The organism is uncultured Devosia sp., assembly GCF_913055165.1.
Lineage (GTDB): Bacteria > Pseudomonadota > Alphaproteobacteria > Rhizobiales > Devosiaceae > Devosia.
On sequence record NZ_CAJXJS010000003.1, the window covers coordinates 84,220 to 107,755 of the forward strand.

Sequence of the window (23,536 nt, forward strand, 5' to 3'; positions counted from 1 at the left end):
AGCCTTATGGCGCAGCAATGACATGGGCGTAAGACCCCATGACGCGCCCGAGCACCGCCCCCATTGGCGGCTGGCGGATGCCTTCCGCATCAAGCGCCTCGAACAAGGGGGGGAGGTCGCTCTGCTTGGCCGAGGAATAGTGGAACTCGTGGCCATTGAGCCCAGCGGGCCAAGGCAGGGCACCCGCATGCAACAGGCGGCGATAACCGAGGACGCGCTTGGGTCGGTCGATGCGCGTGACGGTGGGCAGGAGGCCGGTCATGGCATGCCTTGTGCCATCTTTGTCCACCAGTCCTTCGCCCAGGACCATGAAGCCACCGCACTCGCCATAGATGAGGGCACCCCTGTCCCTGGCTGCAATCAGTCCAGCCCGAAACCTGTCGGCCGCATCCAGTGCGGCGCCGTGGAGTTCAGGGTAGCCCCCTGGCAAAAACACGGCATCGGCGGCTGCGGATGGTCCCTGATTGGCGAGAGGCGAGAAAAAGCTGAGTTCAGCGCCCGCCGCGCGCCAGCCATCCAAAAGATGTGAGTAGAGAAAGGCAAAGGCCCGGTCCTGGGCGATAGCGACATGCTGCCCAAGTGGCGGAAGCGCCGGGGGGGGCGCTCCAACCTCTGCCAGCGGGGCGGCCTGCGCCAGCACGAGATCGAGATCGATGTAGTCACGGACATTATCGGCTGCATGTTCGAGGAAACGCGCGAAGTCGCTCACCTCCTGGGGCAGAACGAGCCCGAGATGCCGTTCGGGGGTAACGAGTTCAGGACGGCGGGGGATAGCGCCCAAAAATGGGATGCCGGTTTGCCTCAGCGCCGAGACCAGCATGCGTTCATGACGGGCACTGGCGACGCGGTTCAGCACCACCCCGGCGATGCGGACGCCCGGACGCCAATGCACGAAACCCGCCACCAGAGGCGCGACAGACTGGCTGTGCCGATCGGCATCCACCACGAATACAACGGGCAGACCAAGCGTTTCAGCCAGATCGCCGGTTGATCCCTGTCCGTCCGCTGCCGCATCGAAGAGGCCCATCGCGCCTTCGACCACCAGCAGGTGGGCGCCCGTAGCCTGCTGGGTTGCCAGGGCCTTGAGATGTCCGGTGGACATGGCCCAGGGATCGAGATTGATGGCCTCGCGGCCAGCAGCCAGGCTGGAAAAGTGAGGGTCAATATAGTCCGGACCGGATTTTGCCGGCGCAACAACGAGGCCACGTCGGCGCAATGCGCCAAGCAGGCCGAGCGTGAAGACCGTCTTGCCCGATCCCGACCGGGGCGCGGAAACGACCAGACCCCTAGCCAAAGACATGCCTCCGCACTTCACCGACATACCAATCAAGCGCGCCACGATGGCGGGATACCGGCCCCAGAACGACGATGGCCGGAGTTGGCACGTCAACCGTGGCCCCGGCCGCGCCCAGTGTGGTCTCCAGCACGGACTGATTGCGACTGGCCACGTGAGAGACGATTGTCACAACCTCGGTAGAGCTCCGTCCGGCGGCCAGCAACTTGTCGGCTATGGCGGGCAGGTGCTTGACCGCCATATACATGACAATCACTGGAGCGGCACTGGCCACCGCCGCCCAGTCGACGGCGCCTGGGACGGTACCAGTTTCGTCGTGACCGGTGAGAAAAATGACCGCGTGATTGGTCTCGCGGTGCGTCACAGGAATACCGGCATAGGCTAGGCCACCCAAGCCAGCGGAGATGCCGGGGACAATACGGAATGGAATGCCGGCGGCGGCCAGAGCGCCGGCTTCTTCACCGCCCCGTCCGAACATGAATGGATCGCCCCCCTTGAGGCGCAGCACACGCCGACCCTGCCGCGCCAGTGCGATCAGTTGGAGCGTGATATCGGCCTGCTTGGGTGATGGCTTGCCACCGCGCTTACCGGCATGAATGCGTTCTGCGTCCGTCCGGGCAAGGGCCAGTATGTCGGGTGATACCAGGGCGTCATAGACGACCGCATCAGCCTGCCCGAGGGCGTGGACAGCAAGAAGGGTCAGCAGGCCCGGCCCTCCAGGACCCGCACCGACCAGCCAGACGCTGCCAGGCGCGAAAATGGGGAAATCGGCATCGGAGAGGCGCGCAAAAAGGCTATCGGCCATTTTGCGTCCCCGAGGCTTGAGTGGCGCGGGCGGCGCGGGCACATTGGCGCACATCAATGGATTCCAGATTATGAAAATCCTGATCCTGGGAGGGACGACCGAAGCTAGGCAATTGGCCGAGCGCCTCGTTGCGTTGGGACACGATGTGGTCACCTCGCTGGCTGGACGCACGCAGGACCCGATCCTGCCCAAGGGAAAGCTCCGCATGGGTCCATTCGGCGGCATTCCCGGACTGAGTGCTTATCTGCGGGCGGCGGGAATCGACCAATTGGTCGATGCGACGCACCCCTTTGCCGGGCAGATTTCGATCAACGCGGTGGCTGCTGCCCAGGCGAACGGCGTCCCGCTGGTGCGGGTGATGCGTCCCGCCTGGGAACCTGCACCGGGGCAGCAATGGCTGATCGTCGGTTCCGCCAGGGAGGCGGCGGACGCCCTGCCCCATTACGCCAAGGTGCTGCTGACCACCGGCCATGCAGGGCTCGACATCTTTCTTGAGCGGCAGGAATGTCAGTTCTTTATCCGCGTGATCGAGGCACCGGAAATGCCGCTGCCCCGTCATGCCGAACTGATCGTCAGTCGCCCGCCCTATCTGTTTGCCGACGAGATAGCGCTGATGCGGCGTCACGGCATCACCCACCTTGTCAGCAAGAATTCCGGCGGCACGCAGGCGGCCGCGAAGCTGGAAGCGGCCCGGCAATTGGATGTCCGTGTGGTGATGATCGAGCGCCCCATCTATGGACCGGCCCATGAGGTGGACAGTGTCGAGGCAGCCGTGGCGGCCCTGCACGACGGCAGCACATAGCCAGCTGTGAGCTGCGCCAAGGCGCACGTCAGATGTTGTCCTCGCTGCTTTTCAAGCAACAGGGAGCCAAAGCGCATAGCGGCCGCCTCCGCCACGGACGGCACGCCCAGGTGGCGCTCGACGCATTCGGAGGGATTGGGAACATCCGCGCGCAGCAGGCCGACGTCTACCGCAAGGATCGGCAGTCGGAGTTGGGCGGCCGCGGCGACCATCGCGGGATGGCGTCGTTTGGCCTCGAGGGTTGCCAGCGCCACGAGACCGCCGCGGTCCAAGGCAACCATGTGAAGGCAATGGTCCAATAAGGTCAGCACGTCGGCGGCGCTTGCGCGACTGCGCAAGCCGATGCCCGCTACAGCCGAGTGCGGAACCGTGTCTGGGGCCAGCCCTATGCCGGCATGGGCTTTCTTCATCGTCGCCTCGTTCCACCGAGGCAGCATCACTCAAAACCGGAGCAGCCCCGGGCTTGGTCCCGCAAATTGGTCGACCGCACCGAGCTCTGTTTCAGTTCCATCCTGGGAACGCTGCGCTGAACCCGGTTCTAGGACGGGCAAAGTATGTGGTCAATCAAAGGCTTGGCGACAGACCTGCCGAAGCCGGGCGAAACCTTCAAATGCTTCTGAAAATCGTTCGCAAAAACAATGGGTTGCTCGTAGGCGCTGGCTCCGCTAAGGCCACGGTTCGGACAGGGAGGGCACCCATGGCGATCAATCGCACGCTGGCCATTGCCACTGCAAGCATCGGCGTGGGCCTGATCGTATTGGGACTGAAGTTCCTGGCCTGGTGGCTCACCGGCTCAATTGCGCTTTTCTCCGATGCGCTGGAATCGATCGTCAATGTGGTGACCGCCATCGCGGCCCTGATCGCGGTGCGGCTGGCCCAGCGCCCTGCTGACGCGAGCCTGCCCTATGGCTATCACAAGGCGGAATACTTCTCGGCGGTGCTGGTGGGCGTCATGATCATCCTCGCGGCCATACTCATCATGCGCGAAGCTGTGATGGGCATACTCAGCCCTGCGATGCCAGAGGCTCCCATCCAGGGACTGGCCGTGAGCGGGGTCGCCAGTGCGATTAACCTGGTCTGGGCTCTGGTGCTTCTGCGCCAAGGGCGGACAGCACGATCGCCGGCCATTTCCGCCGACGGCAAACACCTGATGACCGATGTCGTTTCCACGTTTGGCGTGCTGATCGGCCTGGTTCTGGTATACGCAACCGGATGGGCGCAACTCGATGCCGGATTGGCAGCGCTGGTGGCGCTCAACATTCTTTGGTCCGGATGGGGCGTGATCCGAGAAAGTGTCGGCGGGCTGATGGATGTGGCGGTCTCGGGCGATACGCAGAAGACCATTCGCGAGGTCATCGCCACCAGCGCAGACGGCGCCATTGAGGCCCACGATATCCGCACCCGGCAAGCTGGCCGGATGACATTCATCGACTTTCATCTCGTGGTCCCCGGCGCGATGAGCGTCGAGGCAGCGCATGACATTTGCGACCGCATCGAATCGCGTCTGCGCGAGTCTGTGAAGGACGTGCAGATCACCATTCATGTTGAACCCGAGGACAAGGCCAAGCACGCCGGCATTGTCGTCCTGTGAGGCGCTTGCGCCACAAATCGGACAGAGGCAATCTGACCTCAGTATGCGTGCACTTGCTCTGATCATTGCGATGCTAGTGACCGTCCCCGCGGCGGCGCAATTCTGGTCGCATTATGTGAATGCCCGCTTCGGCTATGAGCTGGACATTCCGCCGGGCTACGAAGGTCAAGGCGAAAGCGAGAATGGCGACGGGCAGGTTTTCTATCTGCCAGGGCAGCAGCAGGAACTCACCGTGTGGGGTGGGCTGCTGGGCGTGACCTCACCCTCCTTCGAGAACGAGGCGGCGGATCGGTTTGGCAAGGACAAAGGGGCGTGGACGATAAGCTACCACGCCGCGACGCCGCACTGGGCAAGCTGGTCTGGCACCAACGATGACACGGTGATGTATCAACGCATGATCCTGCTGTGCGGCGCAAACAGCTATGCGGCGTTCCGGGCAGTGTATCCGGCCAGCGATCTCGCAGGGATGCATGCGGTGATAGAGGGTCTTGTGCGGTCGTTTGAGCCGATAGGCTGCTAGAACTCGATACCCTTCTGCGCCTTCACCCCAGCGCGGAAGTGATGCTTGATCTCCGTCATTTCGGTCACGAGGTCGGCGATTTCGATCAGTTCATCCTTTGCGTTGCGGCCAGTGACGATGACATGTTTGTCGCGCGGCTTGTTGGCGAGAACTTCGACCACTTCTTGGATGGGTAGGTAGTCGTAGCGCAGGCAGATGTTGAGCTCGTCGAGCAGCACCATATTGTAGCTCGGATCGGCGATCAGCGCCTTGGCCTGATCCCAGGCCTTGCGGGCGGCGGCGAGATCGCGCTGGCGGTCGGCGACATCCCAAGTGAAGCCTTCGCCCATGGCATTGATGGTCACCTGGTCGGGAAACTTGTCGAGCACAGTGCGCTCGCCGGTGTTCCAGACACCCTTGACGAACTGCACCACGCCCACGCGCATGCCATTGCCCAGAGCCCGGAACACCATGCCGAAGGCGGCCGTCGACTTGCCTTTGCCCTTGCCGGTATGGACAACGAGCAGGCCCTTTTCCTCAGTCTTGGTCGAGAGGATCTTGTCGCGCGCCGCCTTCTTCTTCTTCATCTTTTCGGCGTGGTACGCGTCACGCTCCGCCTCGGTCATGAGGTCGGTCTTCTTGATCGGCTTGTCAGTCATTTCAGGCGCTCCGCGTGGGCAATGATACTGCGCGCCGCTTCTTCAGGCGGCATATCCGAGGTGTCGAGATCGAGACGGTTCGGGTGTTCAATGCGCAGCAAGTCTTCCGTGCGCCGCTTACGCGCCGCGCCCTCGACATCGGTAAGTTTCAGGCGCTCGGATCGGTCAGGAGAGTTGACTCGGGCGGCGTGGGCCGCATCCGACGCGGCCAAAAGGACTGGGACAAACACGTTGCCTCGCCGCGCGGCGACGGCCTTCACCTGCTCATAGGCAGCGTGATCTCTAGGGTCACTTTCGATTAGGCAGTTGGTCAACACGAAGCTGGCATTGCGTGGTGTCATCTCCTCGATTGCCTTGAAGGCCTGGTCCCGGATGATGCCAATCAGGTCCCAGACGCCCTCGGGAAGGGGCGTTCTGCCATCAGCACGGATCAGGGAGAAAATGACGTTGTTGGCCAAGTGATTATCGAACAGCCTGGCGTCGGTAAGGGCACAGATTGCCCGGGCAACCGTCAATTTGCCCACGCCAAAGTGGCCGATGAGGTAGACGATGGTGTTGTTCACGATTACTCCCCAAGCAAAGCATAGGCGGAATTAGAGCGCGGCGACCAGAGGCCGCGCCTACGGGCTTCGTTGAACTTGGCGATCAATTCGTCATAACCGAAGTGATTGGCCTCGATCAGCCACTGCCGCACGGCGTCGTCTTCAATGAAGGCCTCGAAGGCGAGGTCGAAATGATGGGTTTTCACCGCGCCGGTTGTTGCGGCGAAAGCGAACATGAAATCGACCGTGGCGATGATCTCGAAGGCGCCGCGATAGCCGTGACGCATCATGCCGGCAATCCATTTCGGGTTAACGACGCGACTGCGCATGACGTGGCTGATTTCCTCGTCCAGCGTGCGGATTTTCGGCGTTTCGGGGCGAGAGTGATCGCTGTGATAGGCGGCGGGTTTGTGCCCGGACAGGGTTTCGGCAGCGAGGAAGAGACCGCCCTCGAACTGATAGTAATTGTCGCTGTCGAGCAGGTCGTGCTCGCGATTGTCCTGATTGTGGATGACGGCGTCGATCTCACTCAAACGGGCGCGGAAGCGGTCATGCATGGGCGTACCAGTGACGGTTGCGCCGTAGGCGTACTGCCCCCAGATCACGGCCTGATCGGCGAGGTCGGCCTTGCTTGACCAGTTGCCGCTGTCGATGAGCTGGCCGAGCCCGGCGCCGTAGGTGCCAGGTTTTGAACCGAAAATTCGCGCGCCGGCTGCAAGTGCGGCGTCGGCTTCGGATTGGCCTTGCGCCATGAGACCTAGCGCTTCAGCGCGCATGCGGGCGGCGATGGGATTGTCATCCTCTGGTTCGTCTAGTGCGCCAATGGCGCGGACGGCGCGGTCGAACAGGGCAATCTGGGCCGGGAAGGCGTCGCGGAAGAAGCCGGAAATTCTGAGGGTGACGTCGACACGTGGGCGGCCGAGTTTTGCCAACGGGATGATCTCGTAGCCCGCAACGCGAAGCGAGCCGGGATCCCAGGTGGGTTTTGCGCCAATCAGCGCTAGTGCCTGGGCGATGTCGTCGCCGCCGGTGCGCATATTGGCCGTGCCCCAAACCGAAAGAGCGACGGCGCGCAGGTGGTGACCATGGTCCTGGAGGTGCCGCAACACGAGGCTTTCGGCAGATTTTCTGCCGAGTTCCCAGGCACTTGGCGTGGGGACGGCGCGGGCATCGACGGAGTAGAAATTTCGCCCCGTGGGCAGGACATCGAGGCGTCCGCGCGAGGGGGCGCCGGAGGGACCGGGGGCAACGAATTTGCCATCGAGCGCATCGAGAAAGGCCTGCATTTCTGCGGGGCCGGACGCGACGAGGCGGGGCTTGATGAGGGTGTCGACCGTGTCGAGAACGGCGCGGGTGGCGCGCCAGTCCGTTGGGCAGGCCATGGTGCCGGAGACGAGATCGGCGGCAATCAGCTCGAGGCGTTCGACTATGTCGCCCGCGGTGCGGATGAGAGACCCCCGCTCGGCCTCCCCCTGGCAGGGGGAGGAGAAGAATTTGGGTTGCGGCCCATACCAGGGGTCGCCCAGTTTGGCCGCCAGTGGGTCGAAACCGAGTTTGAGATCGTCGGCCACGGCGCGGATCAGCGAATTATCCCCGGGCGTTTCGCCCCTTGGCACTCTGGCCAGCGCGACGGCAAGGTCTCGCGCCATCCCTACCCCTGGCGACGAGCCGAAGACATGCAGCCCGTCGCGTATCTGCGCTTCCTTCAAATCACAGAGGAAGTTGTCGATCTTGATCAGGGCCTCGGCCTCGCTTTCGGGCAGGCCGATGTCCTGATCGAGACGGCTGTCGCGGGTGAAGTCGAGAATGCGGCGTCGGAGATCGGCGAGGCGGCGGCGGTCCATGCCCGCGGCTGCGTAATACTCGTCGAGCAGGGCTTCGAGGTCCTTGAGTGGCCCATAGGTTTCCGCGCGGGTGAGCGGGGGCACGAGATGGTCGATGATGACGGCGCCGGTGCGGCGCTTGGCCTGGGTGCCCTCGCCCGGGTCATTGACGATGAAGGGGTAGAGATGCGGCAACTGGCCCCAAAGGGCGTCGGGATAGCAGTCGGCATCCAGAGCCGCGGATTTTCCGGGCAACCATTCGAGCGTGCCATGCTTGCCATTGTGGATGAGGGCGTGGGCGCCGAAGTCGTGGCGCAGCCAGAGATAGGCGGCGATATAGGCGTGGGGCGGTACGAGATGGGGGTCGTGATAGCTCAGCGTCTCGTCGACCTGCCAGCCGCGAGCGGGCTGGAGCAGGATGGTGATATTGCCGAAGCGGTGGCCCGGGAGGTGGAAGGCGTCGTCGCGGATGAACGGATCGCAAGCGGGATCGCCCCAACGGGCAGTAACAGCGGTGCGGATTTCTTCGGGCAGGGTGGCGAAGAGCTCGGAGTAGTGAGCGAGGGGGAGGATCGCGTCGGACTGGCCGCGCTGTGGGTCGGCGTTGGTGGGGCCGGAGGTGAGGAGGGTGATGAGGTCGGCAGAGGTGTGGGGATAGTCCGACGCCTCATATCCCGCCCTTTCCAGTTCCATCAGCATCCGCACCGTCGATTCCGGCGCGTCGTAGCCGACGCCGTTGGCAAGGCGCCCGTCGCGGATGGGGTAGTTGGCGAGGACAAGGGCGATACGGCGGTCGGCGCGCGAGGTCGAGCGCAGGCGGGCCCAGTTGAAGGCGAGATCGACGGCGCGGGTTATGCCGCCTTGATCGGGAGCATAAGCGCTGAGGGGACATTGGGTGCGTTCGTGCCAGACGGCGTCGGCCTTGTGGCCGACGAGGATGCCGCCGATGCGGCCATCGACTTCGGGCATGACCAGATACATGGCCATGTCTTTTGAGGAGAGACCCTGCGGGTCAGCCAGCCATTGGGCCTCGGAGCGGCCCGACTGGATGAGCTGGATTACCGGAGCGTCGGTGCCGGCGAAGGGGTTCGATTTGTCGTCGAGATCAGCCACGCCGAGGGCAAATGCTGTGAGGTTGAGAATCGCCGAGGGCGGGAAGGCGGCGAGCGCATTCTGGACGAAACGGACACAGGCGGCCTCCTTGAGGGAGGAGACCAGAAGCGGGACCGGGGCAAGGCCGCGGGCTTCGAGTTCGGCAATGAGGGCTTCGAGCGTGGCGGTGCCGGCGCCTTCGAGGGCAGCGCGGTAGAAGAGGATGGGGATGTGGGGGCCGGGATGGTCGCCCTCGTGGTTCGAGGTGCCCTGTGGGCGCACCTCACCATGAGGGCTGGCGGAACACTTCACGTGAAGGGCGCGCAGGCCGGCTTCCTCGGTCATACCGGTGGCGGGGTGCCAGATGCCGAAGCGGGGGAAGGGGTGGGGTGGCAGTTCGTCGGACAGCAAGGCCCCCTCACCCGCCGCTTCGCGGCGACCTCTCCCCCCAGGGAGAGGTGTGGCGAGGGCCGCGATGGCGCGCAAGATTGCGTCGGCATTGTCGGGGCCGCCGGCGATGAAGAGGCGGTGGAGTGTGGCCCAGTCGTCGGGGTGGATGGTGGAGCGCGCTTGCAGGATGGGGTCGGGATTGGCGTCGCCGGGCAAGAGAACCAGCGGGATGCGGTGATTGGTGCAGAGGGCGGTTAGCTCGTCGACGCCATACTGGAAATAGGCAGCACCGCCGATGAGACGGAGAACGACGAGGCGGGCACGGCTGACGGTTTGCTCCACCCACATGTCGACGGAGAGATTGTTCGAGAGCCGCAGGGTATTGGCGAGGCGTAGGCCGTCCTCTCCCGCCCTGTCGGCGGCGCCGGCCAGCATGGCCAGTTCGCTGTCCGCCGAGGAGGCGAAGATGTAGGCGCCGGGGCTTTGGGCGAGGTCAATGGCCTCGCCCTCCTGCTGGATCGCACCGGCCTGGGCGGAGAGGAGGTGCATATCTTAGGCCGCTGCCTGCTCCAGGCTCGTAGTGATGGCGGCGCGATCGAGCGGCTGTTCGCCGATGACGACGAGCGCAGTTTCGCGCTTTTCGTTGGGCTTCCACGGCCGATCAAAATAGGCGGTGACGCGGGGACCGACGGCCTGGATGGCGAGACGCGCTGCGGCGCCGGGGATTGCGGCGAAGCCTTTCAGCCGCAGCACATCGTGGGCCTTGATGGTGTCCTCGATGATCGAGAGCAGGTGATCTTTGCCCTGAATGTACGGCAAGGTCAGGGAGAAACTGTCGAAATCGTCGTGCTCGTGGGTTTGCCCGCCATGCTCCAGTTCGTGGTGGCTGGGTCGGTTGGCAATGTCGTCTTCCGAGGACATACCCATGCCCAGCAATGCTGTGATATCGACATGGCCATTGGCAGCGCGGACGATGCCGACACCGGGGCGGAGTTCGGCCCTGATGGTGTTTTCGACGGTGTCGAGCATGGCGGCGTCGACCAGATCGGTCTTGTTGATGATGACCATGTCGGCGGCTGAGAGCTGGTCCTCGAAGAGTTCGCCCAGCGGCGTCTCGTGATCGAGCATCTCGTCCTGGCGGCGCTGGGCGTCGACGGCGGCTTCGTCACTGGCAAAGCGGCCTTCTGCCAGCGCGGCAGCGTCGGCGACAGTAACGACACCGTCGATAGTCACCTGGGCCTTGATCTCGGGCCAGTTGAAGGCGCGGATCAGCGGCTGCGGCAAAGCGAGACCGGAGGTTTCGATGACGATGTGATCAAATTTTTCGTCGCGCGCCAGCAGGGCCTGCATGGTTGGAATAAACTCGTCGGCGACGGTGCAGCAGATGCAGCCATTGGAGAGTTCAACCATATCCTCTTCGCGGCAGGTCTCGTCGCCGCAACCGGCGAGAATATCCTTGTCGACGCCGAGGTCGCCGAACTCATTGATGATGAGCGCGATGCGCTTGCCCTTGGGGGCATGCGCCAGCATGTGGCGCACGAGGGTGGTCTTGCCAGCGCCGAGGAAGCCGGTGATGACGGTGGTGGGAATCTTGGCGGTCATGTCGTTTCCGTCTGCAAGTCAAATGGCGCGCCGCCGTTTCCGGGGGCGCGCATATGATTGATGGGTGTGGGCCTCAGGCGTAGAGGCGCGGGGTGACAAGACCGGTCTTGCCCAGGCCACGCACCAGCTTGGCACCGGCGAGAACGGCCAGATCAACCAGCGGCTCGAGCAGGACAACCAGCATGTAGGCGCCGCCGAAGGTGACGATCGACGTAAGGTTCTCCGCGCCAAAACCCTGGCCATAGAGCGCCCAGAAGGCGACCCAGAGCACGACGCCGCCCTGATAGGTTGCCGAGAGGGCAAGAGCCTGGCCGTAGCGCAGGTCCACATAGGGCGTGTTGGGCGCAATGATGCGATCAGCCACGAACTTGATGGCGACGAGCGGCGCCACCAGCGTGGTGACATTGGCAAAATATTGCGGCAGGTCGAAGGGTGCGAAGAACAGGCCCTGAATAAGCAATCCCAGCGCCAGTCCGGCCGCAGCAGGGGCCGCTCCGAATACCAGGAGCAGGGTGGAACCGAGGATGAGGTGCACCTCGCTGACGCCGACTGGGTAGTGGGGGAAGATTTCGAAGAAATTGAAGACAGCGGCAGTCGCTAGAACAGTGCGCGCCAGCAGCGATATCGGGCCGTGCTCACGGATCGCTTCGCCTGCGAGTTTGACGGTCATGGCTCCGGCGGCGGCCGCCGTGCCATAGGCCAGCAGCATCTTTTCGGGGGATACGAGTTCGGGTTCGATGTGCATCGGGGCATCCAAGATGAGAATTGGGAAATACAGGAACGGGCGTCATGCAACTCTCGCAGCATAGGCGCGTGGGACAGCTAGTCCCGATCCAGAGCTAGCCGGACGGCTTGATCATCTTGGCCTCCACCTGTCCCACCGACAGTCGGGAAATCTATCAGAGGCTGGCAGGTCTCCTGGCTCACGGGTCGCCATGCCGCTCCACCTTCCCGACACCCGAATGGGTGTCAGTGGCTTTTCGGAGGGCACTCGCCGTTCACAGTTGCGGGGGCAGCCACGGATTCGGTCCCTTTTGGGTACGCCTCGCCGTGTTCCCTATTAATCCCCTTGCCGCTGCGGACGCGGGGAACCAACCTGATGGCAGTGTTATGCGCGCGGTGTGCTCAGGTCAATCGCGGAAGTCAGGATGGGGATAGCCGATGGCGACCGACTCTACCCGTGCCTCAACCTCGGCCAGCAGGGGATTGGTCGACTGCACCGTCTGGTCGCCGATGATCGAATCCACATCCAGGCCCGGCGGGTAGTCAGCGGGACCAAAGCGCAATGAGAGATTGCAGCCTCCCGCCAAATTGGACAGCGCACCGCTTTCAAACCCGGCATAGCCGCCATAATCCCACCCGAAGCCGGAGAGAGTGAAAGGTTCGCCATTGAGCGTTTCCACCTCGGCCACGCTCATGCCCGTGCGGACACCACCAGGACCCGACATCTTGGCCGGCAATTGCACATAGCTGAGACCCTCGCGGTTCTCCTCGTCCCACCAGACGAATTCGAGCATGCGTTTCGGGCTATCGGGGTGGACTCGCGTGGCCAGCATCTCGGTGCCCTCCGGGCCCGGTACAATCCCTGTCCAGACATTTTCTGTGCCGTAGATCTCGATCAAGCGGGCTTCGGAGGTGTCGGGGGCAAAGGCGCCTTCACAGGTGAAGTCACCGGCCATTGCGGGGGTAACAAGAAGCAGGAGCGGGAACAGAAGATGACGGATGCGCATTGCAGGGTCTCCCTCGGACGTTTGCAGGGTGATCCAAGTGCGTTCGAAGCGCAATGCGCCAGTTACAGACCTGGATTGAACGCGATTGGCGCAATCGAAGGGCGATCGGGACAATCGTTGAACAGCCAAAGCAGCGTGCAATCCAGATCGGACTTTGGCTCGATGTCTTCGGACCAGAGGGCGATCTCCCAGGTCTTGCCGTTCAGCTCGATCTCGTCCAATCTGGCGTCGGGAGACAGAAAGTGATCCCAGACGACCACCTGATCGGTGCCTCCGATTGTGGTGATGCTGATCAGCAGGGCACTGCCCCAGCGCTGCACGTCCATTTGCGCATTCGGCGTCTCGAAGACCAGCACATCCTTGCCGCCACCGGACAACCCCTCGATGATGTGATCAAAGCCATCGCCGGCGCGCATGATGTAGCGGTCATTGCCAGTGCCGCCGACCAGCACATCGTTACCCGGACCGCCCTCAAGCGTGTCATTGCCCTCGCGTCCGGCGATCTCGTCGTCGCCGTCCAGGCCTTGGATAAGATTGTCGACCGCGTCACCGTGCAGGCGGTCAGAACCGCGCCCACCGACGATATTTTCCAGATTGACGAGGGTGTCGGAACCAATGCCCTCGCCTTGGGCCCACCCCTGGCCGAGATCGACCAAGACCGGCACGATCTGGCCTTTGAAGACAATGGTGTCGATGCCTCCGCCGCCATCGTAATAGTCATTTCCATTGCTGGTTACGACAATGTCGCGGTTAGCGATCACGATGGCCGTAACCAGCCAGACCGCCACCGCAAGTCCGAAGATAGACGCAGAACGCTTGGTAATTACCATTGATTTTCAGTACCCGCCCAACGCAGCCTTATTGGCCGCAAAAGCTGTAGTTTCAACTGCGCCCGTCGCGAAAAGTATCGCGATATCATTCACTTGCTTTAAACCATCAAAACTCAGGAAAGCGAAATCCAGCCCATGCAGCCGATCACATTCAGCCGAGAGGAAACCAAAGCCATTGTCGGGGAGATTCAGGATTATTTCCGCGAGGATCTGGACCAGTCGATCGGCGCCATTCCGGCCGAGATGCTGATGCAGTTCTTTGCCGACAAGATGGGCGCCTATTTCTACAACCGGGGCCTCTATGACGCGCAAGCGCTGGTGCGCAAGAAAATCGATGATGTCAGCGACGAGATCTTCTCGCTCGAGCAACCGACCAAGCATTTGCGCTGATGGCACTTGCCTGTCGATCAATCGCGGATGAGATGGCGAGGCGGCACCGTGCCGTATCGATTCGCGTCTCATCAGGTGACCAATTGGGTCTCAACCTTGCCACGCTGGCCCCAATAGGCCTGCTCATTGCCTCCAATCTCTTCATGACCTTTGCCTGGTACGGGCACCTGAAATTTCCCGGCGCAGCGCTGTGGGTCGTGGTGCTGGCGAGCTGGGGCATCGCCTTTTTCGAGTATTGGCTGGCTGTCCCGGCCAATCGGATTGGCTATGGGGTGTACTCAGGCGCCGAGCTCAAGACCATTCAAGAGGTGATCTCCCTCTCGGTCTTCGCGCTGTTCGCCGTGTTCTACCTTGGCGAAAAATTCACCTGGAACCACGGCATCGGCTTCGGTCTGATTGCGCTCGGCGCCTTCTTCATCTTCAAGGGACCGCTGAAGTAGCGGCTAGGTTCAGCTCCAGAGCGGGAACGGATCAGGCAGGCCGGCCCAATCGTCCGGCGCCATGCTGCGCCCTGGCACCAGGCAAGCATCAAGCTTGCGGCAAATGTCGGCTTCGTCCATCGGCCCGGCGCCAATGAAGACAAGCTCCTGCCGCCGATCTCCCCAGACAGGGTCGAGATAGGGCGCCATGGACTCCCGCCATTGCCTGTCATCGGGCCAACGTTGCGAGGGCACGGCGACCCACCACAAACCACGCCGTTGCGTGCGTACCAAGGAGCCAGCCTGGCTGAGCTCGCCGACAAAATGGGGTCGCGTCGCCAGCCAGAAGAAGCCCTTGGCACGAATGACGCCTGGCCAGGCGGAATTGATGAAGCGATGCAGAAGCAAAGGATTGAAAGGCCTGCGGGCGCGATAGACAAAGGAGCGCACACCATATTCCTCCGTCTCGGGAACATGGCTCGCATAGCCATTCAATTCCTTGAACCAAAGTGGATTGGCTTCGGCGGCCTCAAGGTTGAAGAGCCCCGTGTCCAGTACCTCTTCCAGCGCTACAGCGCCGAAGTCGGTTTCAATGATACGGGCGACCGGATTGAGAGCCTTGATAATCGTCAGCGCCGCCTGCCGGTCAGCCGAGCTCGCTGTCGAAATCTTGTTGAGCACGATGACATCGGCAAATTCGATCTGCTCGACAAGCAGGTCGACCAGCGCCCGATCATCGCCCTCGCCTGCCGTCTCGCTCCGATCTTGCAGAAAGTCATGCGAGGCATAGTCCTTGAGCAGGTTGGCGCAGTCCACCACCGTGACCATGGTGTCGAGCCGGGTGATGTCGGACAATGAGAAGCCGCGTTCGTCGCGGAAGTCGAAGGTGGTGGCGACGGGGAGCGGCTCGGAAATACCGCTCGATTCGATCAGCAGATAGTCGAAGCGCCCCTCACCGGCCAAGCGCGTGACTTCGGCCAGCAGGTCGTCTCGCAGGGTGCAACAAATGCAGCCATTGGACATTTCGACCAGTGCTTCTTCTGTGCGGCTGAGATTGGCGCCACCGTCCCGCACGAGGGCGGCGTCGATGTTTACCTCGCTCATGTCGTTGACGATCACCGCGACTTTGCGGCCTTCGCGATTGTTGAGGATGTGATTGAGGAGCGTGGTCTTCCCAGCACCGAGAAAACCGGAAAGCACGGTGACGGGGAGTTTCTTCGGGGCCATTGCAGGAACCTTAGATTGTTCGGGTGGGTTTCGCCTTGCCAGCTGACAGGCGCCGCCGCTTTCCCGATGGGGAGGATCGGCTGGGCCCACACAAAGGATCGTGTGCGGGCCCCTGCCCGACTGGCTCGATTGCCGTAAAATGCGGCTAGCAACCGTTCGGCGTCAGTGCGTGGTGCCAGAACCGCCAACGGCCACGATGGTGTAGGGCAGGCCTTCCACGGTGATGTCGCGGGTGATCTCGAAGGTCTCGGCGTCGACCAGATGCACCTTGCCGGCCAGGGGATCGGTGACAGCAATTACGCCGCCAGCGACTGCCAGGCGCGGTCGTGGCAAGCTCCACTCGCCATCCATGGAATAGGGCTCGGTGATCTCGATCGCGTTGGTGATCTCGCCCTTGACGACATCAAGCTGGCGAAGTTGCCCGTCTTCGGTGAACACGTAAGCGTATTTGGGGCGCACCGGATCGGTGACGAAGTGGACCCGGCGCGTTGGGAGATCGATGAGACGGTACGGGTTGTCTTCGGAAGGATCGATGATGACGACCTTGTCGGCCCCGTAATTGCCAACGAAGTACTGCAGGCCCTGGCCACCGATCAGCGTGGTTGATTTGCCCTCGGGCAGGCCCTCATAGGTGATCTTGTGGACACTTGGCGCGCCTGAACCGGAAACGAGCAGCAGACCGTCGCTGCACCCGATGAGCACCATGTCGCCCGAGGCAGCCTCGCCGTGCAGATCCGGGCACAGATGAGTTTCGCCAACGACCTTTCCCTCCGCGTCGAGAACGTTGAGACCAAGGCGGGGCTTCTTTTCATCATCGGCGTCGGCGACCGAGACCAGCGTGTAGTCGCCCCAAGGAATGGCAACGCCATGATGGGCGGTACCGCTGTCCAGTTCCGTCGTCGTCAAAGCGCTGTCGTGAACCCAGGTGTGCGGATCAAAGAGGCTAACCAGGCCCGAGCCATCGAAGAACATGGCAACCTTGCCATCGTGTTCGACGAAGTGAGCCGGCTTCTCTCCGCTGAGGGTGGCTTGGAGCAAAGCTGGCTCGGTGATCTCAATGTCACCATGGTCGCCATGATCATCGATCTCTATGCCGGAGGCGATGGCGGAAACCTGATTGGCCGCTCCCTGCACCGCGAAGACGGCGCCATCGGTGGTGTAGAGGCTGGCAGGACCGGCAAGGGGAAAAGTGGCAAGGGGCGCGCCAGTGGTCAGGTCTATAGCCGTGACCTGCGGGGCGGTATGGTCCCCCACGAAGAGCCGCCAGGCGCTGATCTCATCATCGGCGAAAACCGGCACGTTGAGCGCAGTGACGGCCAGCAGGGACAGGAGAAGGGTCTTGTGCATATCTACCTCTGAAATGTTAGCACATTACATTCGTTTTGCGCGAATGGGATGAAGCTTGAGTGTTGTGACCAGATCGGTGAGACGAGATCGAATGAAAGCCCCGGATGAAATGGCAAGGGCTACCGATGGGCCGAGCGCAGCTCGATGTTCATTCAGCCGCCATTGCGCTTTGACCAAAGTCCAGTCAGGTCCGGCGGCGTCTTCACCGTTGCCAGCTAGCCGATGCCACCGGCTATCCCAGGCAATCAACGAGACCGGCAGCGAGGCTGCGCAGAAGCTCCGGGTAAAGGTTGGGTCCTTCCGAGAGGGCAGCGCCCTCCGGGTCGAGCGTGCCGGCCTTGGCTGTTGTCCCCTCGATAATGGTGTTGACGATGGCTGGTTCGAAATTGGGCTCGGCAAAGACGCAGGTGGCGCCAAGTTCTGCGACCTTGGCCCGCAATTCATCGATGCGGGCTGCCCCGGGCATTGCCTCAGGCGAGACGGTTATGGAACCGGCGACAGCCAGGCCAAAGCGGTTCTCAAAATACTGGTAGGCGTCGTGGAAGACGACAAAGGGTTTGTCCGCGACGGGCGCCAGGGTTTGGCGGATCTCTTCACTCAATTCATCGAGACGAACCCGTTCGGCCGCCGCATTTGCCTGATAGGTCACCGCATTTTCGGGGTCGGCTTCGGCCAATACGGTAGCGATTTCGGTCACCATCAGCTTGGCATTGTCCGGATTGAGCCAGAAATGCATGTCCCCTTCGCTGTGCTCATGGCCGTCATGATCGTGGTCATCGTGTTCGTGACCAGCGTCATCATGATCGTGATCGTCGCCGTCATGCAGGTGTGCTTCAAAGGCGCCCCCCTCACGGACGGGAAGCAGCGTGATGCCGGGGGCTTCGGCCAATTCGACAACCGTGGCATTGGTAGAGAGCGCTTCGAGCGCGTCGGCCAGGAAAAGCTCCATGCCGTGACCGGTCCAGAAGACCAGGTCGGCGCTTTCAAGTGCGGCCGCATCGGAGGGCCGGAGGGAATAGGTATGGGGCGAATTGGCGCCTTTGACCAACAATGTGGGACTACCCAGATCACCCATGACAGCCGATACGAGCGAGTGGACGGGCTTGGTCGATGCCACGACAGCGGGGGCGGCCCAGGCGGTGCCAGTGAGCAGTGCCGTCGACAAGGCTGCAAGGGCAAAGGAGTTACTGGTCATCGTCGGGCCTCTTGGGAGTGGAAGATCGGAAGCGACATGTTATGTTATTACGCTTGCGGCGACGTTATGCTATAACGTATTCAAGGTCGTCAAGACGGATTGTCTGCGTTTCTGCTGATCCCAGGCGGCCACCCGACTTCACACCCCGCCCCGCCTTTCGAAGGGGCGAAGGAGTAGAGCTGCCCGATGCTGGACAAAGCGCCCAAAGAAAACCTGATCACCCTCAGCAATGCGGGGGTACGGAGTGGTGGCCGCGTGCTGGTCGAGGGCATAGACCTGACCATTGCCCGCGGCGAAATCGTCACATTGATCGGGCCGAATGGCTCAGGCAAATCGACGACCGCAAAGATGGTCACGGGCGTATTGAAGCCTAGCATGGGTACAGTCAACCGCAGGCCCGACCTGACAATCGGGTATGTGCCGCAAAAGCTCAGCATCGACTGGACGCTGCCGCTGACGGTGGAGCGGCTGATGACACTGACCGGGCGCTTCTCGCCGGCCGAAATCGACGCCGCGTTGGAAGCAGTCGGTGCGACGCGGTTGCTCAAGGCGGCGGTGCAGGAGCTGTCCGGGGGTGAGTTTCAACGGGTTTTGTTTGCCCGGGCGATGATCCGGAAGCCTGACCTCTTGGTTCTGGACGAGCCTGTGCAGGGTGTCGACTTTTCCGGGGAGGTGGCGCTCTACAAGCTGATCCGGAAAATCCGGGATACGACGCATGCCGGTATCTTGATGATCAGCCACGATCTGCATGTGGTGATGGCCGAAACCGACACGGTGATCTGCCTCAACGGGCATGTGTGTTGCCGGGGCACGCCCAGCGTGGTGAAGACGAGCCCAGAATATCTGCGGCTTTTCGGCGAGCGGAGTTCGGCCTTGGCACTTTATCAGCATCACCATGACCATGAACATCACGACGATGGGTGCGTGGTGGGCGCTGAAGATGGCCATGAGCACGTGCATCACCATCACGAGCATGGGGAGCACACCCCTGTTCGGTGATTTCTTTTCGCGCGCGCTGATCGCGGGACTGGGCCTTGCGGCGGTAACCGGCCCGCTGGGCTGCTTCGTGGTCTGGCGGCGCATGGCCTATTTCGGGGACACCATGGCACATTCGGCGCTGCTGGGCGTTGCCCTGTCCATCCTGCTCTCAGTCAATGTGACGTTGGGTGTCTTTGCTGTGGCGGCGCTGGTGGCCGGGGCCCTGTTGTTGCTGCAGCGACAAAACACACTCTCCACCGACGCGCTGCTGGGCATTCTCAGCCATTCGAGCCTTGCCGTGGGTCTGGTGATCGTGGGATTCCTGACGCAGGTGCGCATCGACCTAATGGGATTCCTGTTCGGCGACATCCTGGCTGTATCAGTGGAAGACATTGCCATCATCTATGGCGGCGGCACTGCCATCCTCGCGATCCTGGTGCTGAACTGGCGGCCCCTGCTGGCCGCCACGGTGAGCCCGGAATTGGCCGAGGCCGAGGGGCTACGGCCAGAAGTCAGCCGCATTATTCTGATGGTGCTGATGGCCAGCGTCATCGCGATTGCCATGAAACTAGTGGGCGTGTTGCTAATCACCTCGCTGCTGATCATCCCCGCCGCCACCGCAAGACGGCTAAGCGCGACGCCAGAGATGATGGCCTTGGTGGCCGCCGTTCTCGGAGGACTGTCGGTCGTCGGCGGCTTGTTCGGATCGCGGACCTGGGATACCGCTTCTGGACCATCCATCGTGGTGATGGCGCTGGCGCTTTTCCTTGTGTCGCTGGCAGTGCCCACATCGCGACTGTTTGGCAGGAGAGAACGCAATGGCGCATGACCATGGAATGCCGGCGGACCTGACCCGCAACCAGGAACTGGTGTTGGGTGCTTTGAACCACGCCCCGGCCCCGCTATCCGCCTATGACATTCTCGACAAGCTTAGGAGCGAGGGCTTGCGGGCGCCTTTGCAGATCTACCGAGCCCTGGACAAACTGGTCGAGCGCGGCCTTGCGCATCGATTGGAATCCCTCAACGCCTTTGTGGCCTGCGCAGATGCCCATTGCCACCGCAAAGGCCTGATCGCTTTCGCGATTTGCGAGGCCTGCGGCAAGGTGGATGAATTCGCCGACGAGGTCATCGAGGAGCGCCTGGGGGCCTGGGCCAAGGATACGGGCTTCAAGACCGAACGCACAACCATGGAAATCCGCGGCAAATGCGCCGCCTGCCTGAAGGCGGCCGCGTAACGGCAAAGACGCCTCTGGTGTGTTATGTGAACGTCAGAAAGCGAACGGCCGCGGCACCATATTCGCGCGTATCTTCCAGTTCGAAGCCGGGCGGGATGGAGACATCAGCGTCGACGGCCTCCTCCCAGACAATGGTGGCGCCCGGGGCTATCCAGCCATTGGAGGCGAGTTCGACAAGGGCCTTTTCGCCCAGGCCCCGATTGTAGGGCGGGTCCAGGAAGATGAGGTCGAACTGACCAAAAGTGCCAGGCGTGCCGAGGGCGGTGGCGTCACGGCGCAACAGCTTGGTGATGCCTGCGACACCAAAGGCCTGAATATGGTCGCGGATGAGCCCACGGGACTCGACGCCGGTATCCACAAAGGTGACATGCTCGGCGCCACGCGACAGAGCCTCGAGCCCCAGAGCACCGGTGCCCGCAAACAGGTCAAGCACACGCTTTCCCACCAGAACCGGGCCAAGACGCGAACCCAGAATATTGAAGATGGATTCGCGAGCGCGGTCCGACGTCGGACGAACGCTGTCGTCCGACGGCGAACTCAGTTGTTTGCCACGAAACTTTCCGGCGACGATGCGCATGGTCTAGCCGCGCGGCTTGCGCGGGCCGGAGGGCCGACCGCCGGAAGGACGGTTGCCAGAAGGGCGGCCACCCGTGGGACGCGCGCCGGGTTTGCCGGCAAAGGGTTTGCCACCCGGGCGACCACCCTGCGGCCGTTCGTCACGTTGGCCAGCAAAGGGCTTGCGGTCACCGAACGGCTTGCCACCCGGAGCACCATCACGGCGTGGACGATCTCCGGAACGGCCCTCGGGCCGTGGACCGCGGGCCGTCTTGTCACCATGGGAGCGCTGCGGCCGATCGCCATAGTCACGCTTCGGCCGGTCTTCGAAGCGGCCTTCCGGGCGTGGACCGCGGACGGGCTTGTCGCCGAACGAGCGGATGGGCTTGTCAGCAAAGTCCCGCTTGGGACGATCCCCAAAATCCTTCTTCGGACGGTCGGAGAACCCACCGCGCGCCGGCTTGTCGCCAATACTGCGCTTGGGACGGGCCTCGACGCGCCCCTCCGGACGCGGTCCGCGCGCCGGACGCTCGCCGAAGGAACGGGCGGGCTTATTGCCGAAGTCGCGCTTGGGCCGGTCGCCGAAGGACTTGCGACCCTCGGCACGATCCGGGCGCTCGCCGCGTTCAGGACGGGCAGCCGGCTTACCGAAGCTGCGGGCCGGCTGTTCCTCGGAATCACGCCGCGGGCGACCAGCGCCCTTGGGCTCATAGGCCTCAGGTGCGCGTCCCTCCTCATCCTCGAAATGGACGCGACGTGGGCGTCCGGGACGCGCCTCGCGCTCATCCCGGAAGCCGCGCTGATCGGAATCACGACCTGCCGGGCGCGGACGCAGTGGCGCGCGATCGCGTGGTGAGCGTACGGGACGATCGTCGCGCGGCGCGGGTTGGACCATATCGGGCGCTTCGCTTTCGAAGTCGACACCGGCCGACTCGGCCAGCTTCTTGCCGAGCTGATCGCGCAGCATGCGCGATTTGACCATCTCGACGCCGCCTTCGGGCAGGTCCCCGAGCTGGAAAGGACCATAGGAGATGCGGATCAGGCGGTTCACTTCGAGACCGAGAGAACCGAGAACATTCTTGACCTCGCGGTTTTTGCCTTCGCGCAGACCGAGCACCATCCAGACATTGCTGCCCTGCTCGCGCTCAAGCGTGGCGGTGATTGGGCCATACTGGACACCGTCGACGGTGATGCCGTGCTTGAGGCTGTCGAGCTGGGCTTGCGTGACCGAGCCGAAGGCGCGCACGCGATAACGCCGCAGCCAGCCGGTGGAGGGCAATTCGAGCACCCGCTTGAGCCCCCCGTCATTGGTCAGCAGCAACAGGCCTTCGGTGTTGATATCGAGGCGACCGACGGTGAGCACGCGCGGCAAGCCCTTGCGGTCGAGGTCCTCGAATATGGTCGGCCGGCCCTCAGGGTCCTTCTCGGTGACGACCAGACCGGCAGGCTTGTGATAAAGCCAGACGCGAGTGCCCTGGCGCGCTGCAAGCGGCAGACCGTCGACCTCGATCTTGTCCTTGCTGGTGACATTGAAGGCCGGGGTGATAACCTTCTTGCCGTTGACCGATACGCGGCCATCGGCAATCCAGCCTTCGGCATCCCGACGGGAGCAGAGGCCTGCACGGGCAATGACTTTAGCCAAGCGGTCTGCGGATTCGGGCTGTTTGGGAGTGTCGCTCATTGGAGCACTTTCTGACATGCGGGACCCATTATGCCCCGAGCGGGATCGCTGGGGCGGGCGGCGCGGTAATGAATGCAGAGCGGCCGGATAACCCGGCCGCCGATAGTCTAGAGCTCAGGCAGCTCAGTTTTGGGTGTCTGATGCCGTCAAGCGGGCGCCCTGCGTACCCAGGCCACCAGAGGTCGGCCCCTGCTTCTGTAGCGCCCGGCGCACATCGGCGGGGCAGCGATCGTCGCTGAGCGGAACAAGCTCGCCCGACGCGGCGCGGCAGACCAGTTGCGCATCACCGACGCGGGTGAAGTACTCGGCGGGCGGCAGATAAAGAGGACGCTCATTATTGGCAGTGACCGCCATATTGGCCTGAACCATGCGAGCAGTAAGCTGGCGAGCCTCGGCCTCGGTCAGTGGACGGCCGCCAAGTGTGCGCATGTCAACAACGCGCGCATTGCGCAGCAGCGCGATGTCAGCCTGGGTAAGGTTGGTGGTATCGAGCTGCACGGTATCGCTATTGGCGGGCAGTTGAGCCGCCGCGACCTGAGTGGTGGGCGCTGGCAGGCTGGCGTCGGACTTGGGCAGCACGAGGGGCGCGCGGGCGGCCGTCAGATCTTCCTTTGGCGGATCGCCGGGGATGAGGCCGACACCGCGCGCGGTGGTGTTCAACACCTCGCGCTCAAAAGTGCCGAAGTCGCCCATGGCATTGGTGCCTTCCACCGTCGTGCAGGCCGATAGGGCCAGACCTGCAACAAGCCCGAGAGCCGCCAGACCCAGACGCATGGCGGCAGAAGCGGCAGCATTCTGCCTGGTCAATGCGATACGCATGCAACTTCCCTTAAGATATCGGCGGCTTCTA

General features: G+C 62.7%; 24 protein-coding genes and 1 riboswitch. Of the genes, 8 read left to right on the top strand and 16 right to left on the bottom strand.

What is annotated here, in order from left to right; genetic code table 11:
• Window positions 1–4: 4 nt before the first annotated feature.
• On the bottom strand, window positions 5–1,300 hold the full coding sequence (locus tag QZ564_RS02300) for a cobyrinate a,c-diamide synthase (RefSeq protein WP_297103997.1): 1,296 nt from the start codon (window positions 1,298–1,300) through the stop codon (window positions 5–7).
• Window positions 1,287–2,099 (bottom strand): uroporphyrinogen-III C-methyltransferase, encoded by an 813-nt coding sequence (gene cobA, locus QZ564_RS02305; RefSeq protein ID WP_297104000.1) that lies wholly within the window; start codon window positions 2,097–2,099, stop codon window positions 1,287–1,289. The genes QZ564_RS02300 and cobA overlap by 14 nt, the downstream gene beginning before the upstream one ends.
• Window positions 2,100–2,169: 70 nt before the next feature.
• Between cobA and QZ564_RS02310 the strand changes: the two genes are divergently transcribed.
• Complete coding sequence (locus QZ564_RS02310; RefSeq protein WP_297104002.1) at window positions 2,170–2,901, top strand: cobalt-precorrin-6A reductase; 732 nt, start codon at window positions 2,170–2,172, stop codon at window positions 2,899–2,901.
• On the opposite strand, the gene QZ564_RS19180 is transcribed toward QZ564_RS02310, so the two are convergent.
• Window positions 2,832–3,338, bottom strand: coding sequence for a cobalamin biosynthesis protein (locus QZ564_RS19180; protein WP_363311393.1), 507 nt, complete (start codon window positions 3,336–3,338; stop codon window positions 2,832–2,834). The genes QZ564_RS02310 and QZ564_RS19180 overlap by 70 nt on opposite strands.
• Before the next feature lie 260 nt (window positions 3,339–3,598).
• Here QZ564_RS19180 and QZ564_RS02320 point away from each other — a divergent pair, with 260 nt between their 5' ends.
• The gene (locus QZ564_RS02320) at window positions 3,599–4,492 is read left to right on the top strand and encodes a cation diffusion facilitator family transporter (protein WP_297104006.1); all 894 of its coding nucleotides are present in this window, start codon (window positions 3,599–3,601) and stop codon (window positions 4,490–4,492) included.
• A 43-nt stretch (window positions 4,493–4,535) separates the two neighbouring features.
• Window positions 4,536–5,012, top strand: a complete 477-nt coding sequence (locus QZ564_RS02325; protein ID WP_297104008.1) for a hypothetical protein — start codon at window positions 4,536–4,538, stop codon at window positions 5,010–5,012.
• Here QZ564_RS02325 and cobO read toward each other — a convergent pair.
• The 7 genes from cobO to QZ564_RS02360 all read right to left on the bottom strand — a co-directional run bounded on the left by cobO (window position 5,009) and on the right by QZ564_RS02360 (window position 13,659).
• Window positions 5,009–5,650 (bottom strand): cob(I)yrinic acid a,c-diamide adenosyltransferase, encoded by a 642-nt coding sequence (cobO, locus tag QZ564_RS02330; protein ID WP_297104010.1) that lies wholly within the window; start codon window positions 5,648–5,650, stop codon window positions 5,009–5,011. The two genes, QZ564_RS02325 and cobO, sit on opposite strands and share 4 nt — an antisense overlap.
• Window positions 5,647–6,213, bottom strand: coding sequence for a hypothetical protein (locus QZ564_RS02335; protein ID WP_297104016.1), 567 nt, complete (start codon window positions 6,211–6,213; stop codon window positions 5,647–5,649). Before QZ564_RS02335 ends, cobO begins: the two co-directional genes overlap by 4 nt.
• 2 nt (window positions 6,214–6,215) lie before the next feature.
• Window positions 6,216–10,046, bottom strand: a complete 3,831-nt coding sequence (gene cobN / locus QZ564_RS02340) for a cobaltochelatase subunit CobN (protein WP_297104018.1) — start codon at window positions 10,044–10,046, stop codon at window positions 6,216–6,218.
• Between the two features lie 3 nt (window positions 10,047–10,049).
• Window positions 10,050–11,099: a cobalamin biosynthesis protein CobW gene (gene cobW / locus QZ564_RS02345; RefSeq protein ID WP_297104020.1), complete on the bottom strand. Its 1,050-nt coding sequence runs from the start codon at window positions 11,097–11,099 to the stop codon at window positions 10,050–10,052.
• 73 nt (window positions 11,100–11,172) lie between these two features.
• Entirely contained in the window at window positions 11,173–11,844 is a 672-nt protein-coding gene (locus QZ564_RS02350) for an energy-coupling factor ABC transporter permease (protein ID WP_297104022.1), read from the bottom strand.
• A gap of 145 nt (window positions 11,845–11,989) precedes the next feature.
• Window positions 11,990–12,210: riboswitch (cobalamin riboswitch) on the bottom strand.
• Window positions 12,211–12,229: 19 nt separating this feature from the next.
• Complete coding sequence (locus QZ564_RS02355) at window positions 12,230–12,829, bottom strand: hypothetical protein (protein WP_297104024.1); 600 nt, start codon at window positions 12,827–12,829, stop codon at window positions 12,230–12,232.
• Window positions 12,830–12,891: 62 nt separating this feature from the next.
• Window positions 12,892–13,659 (bottom strand): hypothetical protein, encoded by a 768-nt coding sequence (locus QZ564_RS02360; protein WP_297104026.1) that lies wholly within the window; start codon window positions 13,657–13,659, stop codon window positions 12,892–12,894.
• A 135-nt stretch (window positions 13,660–13,794) separates the two neighbouring features.
• On the opposite strand from QZ564_RS02360, the gene QZ564_RS02365 reads away from it, so the two are divergent.
• Both QZ564_RS02365 and QZ564_RS02370 read left to right on the top strand, forming a co-directional pair.
• A complete protein-coding gene (locus tag QZ564_RS02365; protein WP_297104028.1) occupies window positions 13,795–14,049 on the top strand; it encodes a DUF2164 domain-containing protein in 255 nt (84 codons plus the stop codon).
• An 83-nt stretch (window positions 14,050–14,132) separates the two neighbouring features.
• Window positions 14,133–14,489 carry a DMT family protein gene (locus QZ564_RS02370; protein ID WP_297104030.1) on the top strand — a complete coding sequence of 119 codons (357 nt, stop codon included), beginning with the start codon at window positions 14,133–14,135 and terminating at the stop codon, window positions 14,487–14,489.
• Between the two features lie 9 nt (window positions 14,490–14,498).
• Here the strand turns inward: QZ564_RS02370 and QZ564_RS02375 are convergent, their stop codons facing one another.
• From QZ564_RS02375 to QZ564_RS02385, 3 genes are all read right to left on the bottom strand, one after another.
• Window positions 14,499–15,695, bottom strand: coding sequence for a GTP-binding protein (locus tag QZ564_RS02375; RefSeq protein WP_297104032.1), 1,197 nt, complete (start codon window positions 15,693–15,695; stop codon window positions 14,499–14,501).
• A gap of 162 nt (window positions 15,696–15,857) precedes the next feature.
• Window positions 15,858–17,042, bottom strand: a complete 1,185-nt coding sequence (gene aztD / locus QZ564_RS02380; protein WP_297104033.1) for a zinc metallochaperone AztD — start codon at window positions 17,040–17,042, stop codon at window positions 15,858–15,860.
• Between the two features lie 232 nt (window positions 17,043–17,274).
• The gene (locus tag QZ564_RS02385; RefSeq protein ID WP_297104035.1) at window positions 17,275–18,237 is read right to left on the bottom strand and encodes a zinc ABC transporter substrate-binding protein; all 963 of its coding nucleotides are present in this window, start codon (window positions 18,235–18,237) and stop codon (window positions 17,275–17,277) included.
• Between the two features lie 186 nt (window positions 18,238–18,423).
• On the opposite strand from QZ564_RS02385, the gene QZ564_RS02390 reads away from it, so the two are divergent.
• The 3 genes from QZ564_RS02390 to QZ564_RS02400 are packed head-to-tail and all read left to right on the top strand — an operon-like array spanning window position 18,424 to window position 20,450.
• Window positions 18,424–19,236, top strand: a complete 813-nt coding sequence (locus QZ564_RS02390) for a metal ABC transporter ATP-binding protein (RefSeq protein WP_297104037.1) — start codon at window positions 18,424–18,426, stop codon at window positions 19,234–19,236.
• Window positions 19,178–20,044 carry a metal ABC transporter permease gene (locus QZ564_RS02395; protein ID WP_297104086.1) on the top strand — a complete coding sequence of 289 codons (867 nt, stop codon included), beginning with the start codon at window positions 19,178–19,180 and terminating at the stop codon, window positions 20,042–20,044. The genes QZ564_RS02390 and QZ564_RS02395 overlap by 59 nt, the downstream gene beginning before the upstream one ends.
• Window positions 20,034–20,450, top strand: coding sequence for a Fur family transcriptional regulator (locus tag QZ564_RS02400; protein ID WP_297104039.1), 417 nt, complete (start codon window positions 20,034–20,036; stop codon window positions 20,448–20,450). Before QZ564_RS02395 ends, QZ564_RS02400 begins: the two co-directional genes overlap by 11 nt.
• Window positions 20,451–20,472: 22 nt before the next feature.
• On the opposite strand, the gene rsmD is transcribed toward QZ564_RS02400, so the two are convergent.
• The 3 genes from rsmD to QZ564_RS02415 all read right to left on the bottom strand — a co-directional run bounded on the left by rsmD (window position 20,473) and on the right by QZ564_RS02415 (window position 23,505).
• Window positions 20,473–21,027, bottom strand: a complete 555-nt coding sequence (gene rsmD / locus QZ564_RS02405; RefSeq protein ID WP_297104041.1) for a 16S rRNA (guanine(966)-N(2))-methyltransferase RsmD — start codon at window positions 21,025–21,027, stop codon at window positions 20,473–20,475.
• 3 nt (window positions 21,028–21,030) lie between these two features.
• Window positions 21,031–22,686 carry a pseudouridine synthase gene (locus QZ564_RS02410; protein ID WP_297104043.1) on the bottom strand — a complete coding sequence of 552 codons (1,656 nt, stop codon included), beginning with the start codon at window positions 22,684–22,686 and terminating at the stop codon, window positions 21,031–21,033.
• A gap of 123 nt (window positions 22,687–22,809) precedes the next feature.
• Window positions 22,810–23,505, bottom strand: a complete 696-nt coding sequence (locus QZ564_RS02415; RefSeq protein ID WP_297104045.1) for a hypothetical protein — start codon at window positions 23,503–23,505, stop codon at window positions 22,810–22,812.
• Window positions 23,506–23,536: the final 31 nt, after the last annotated feature.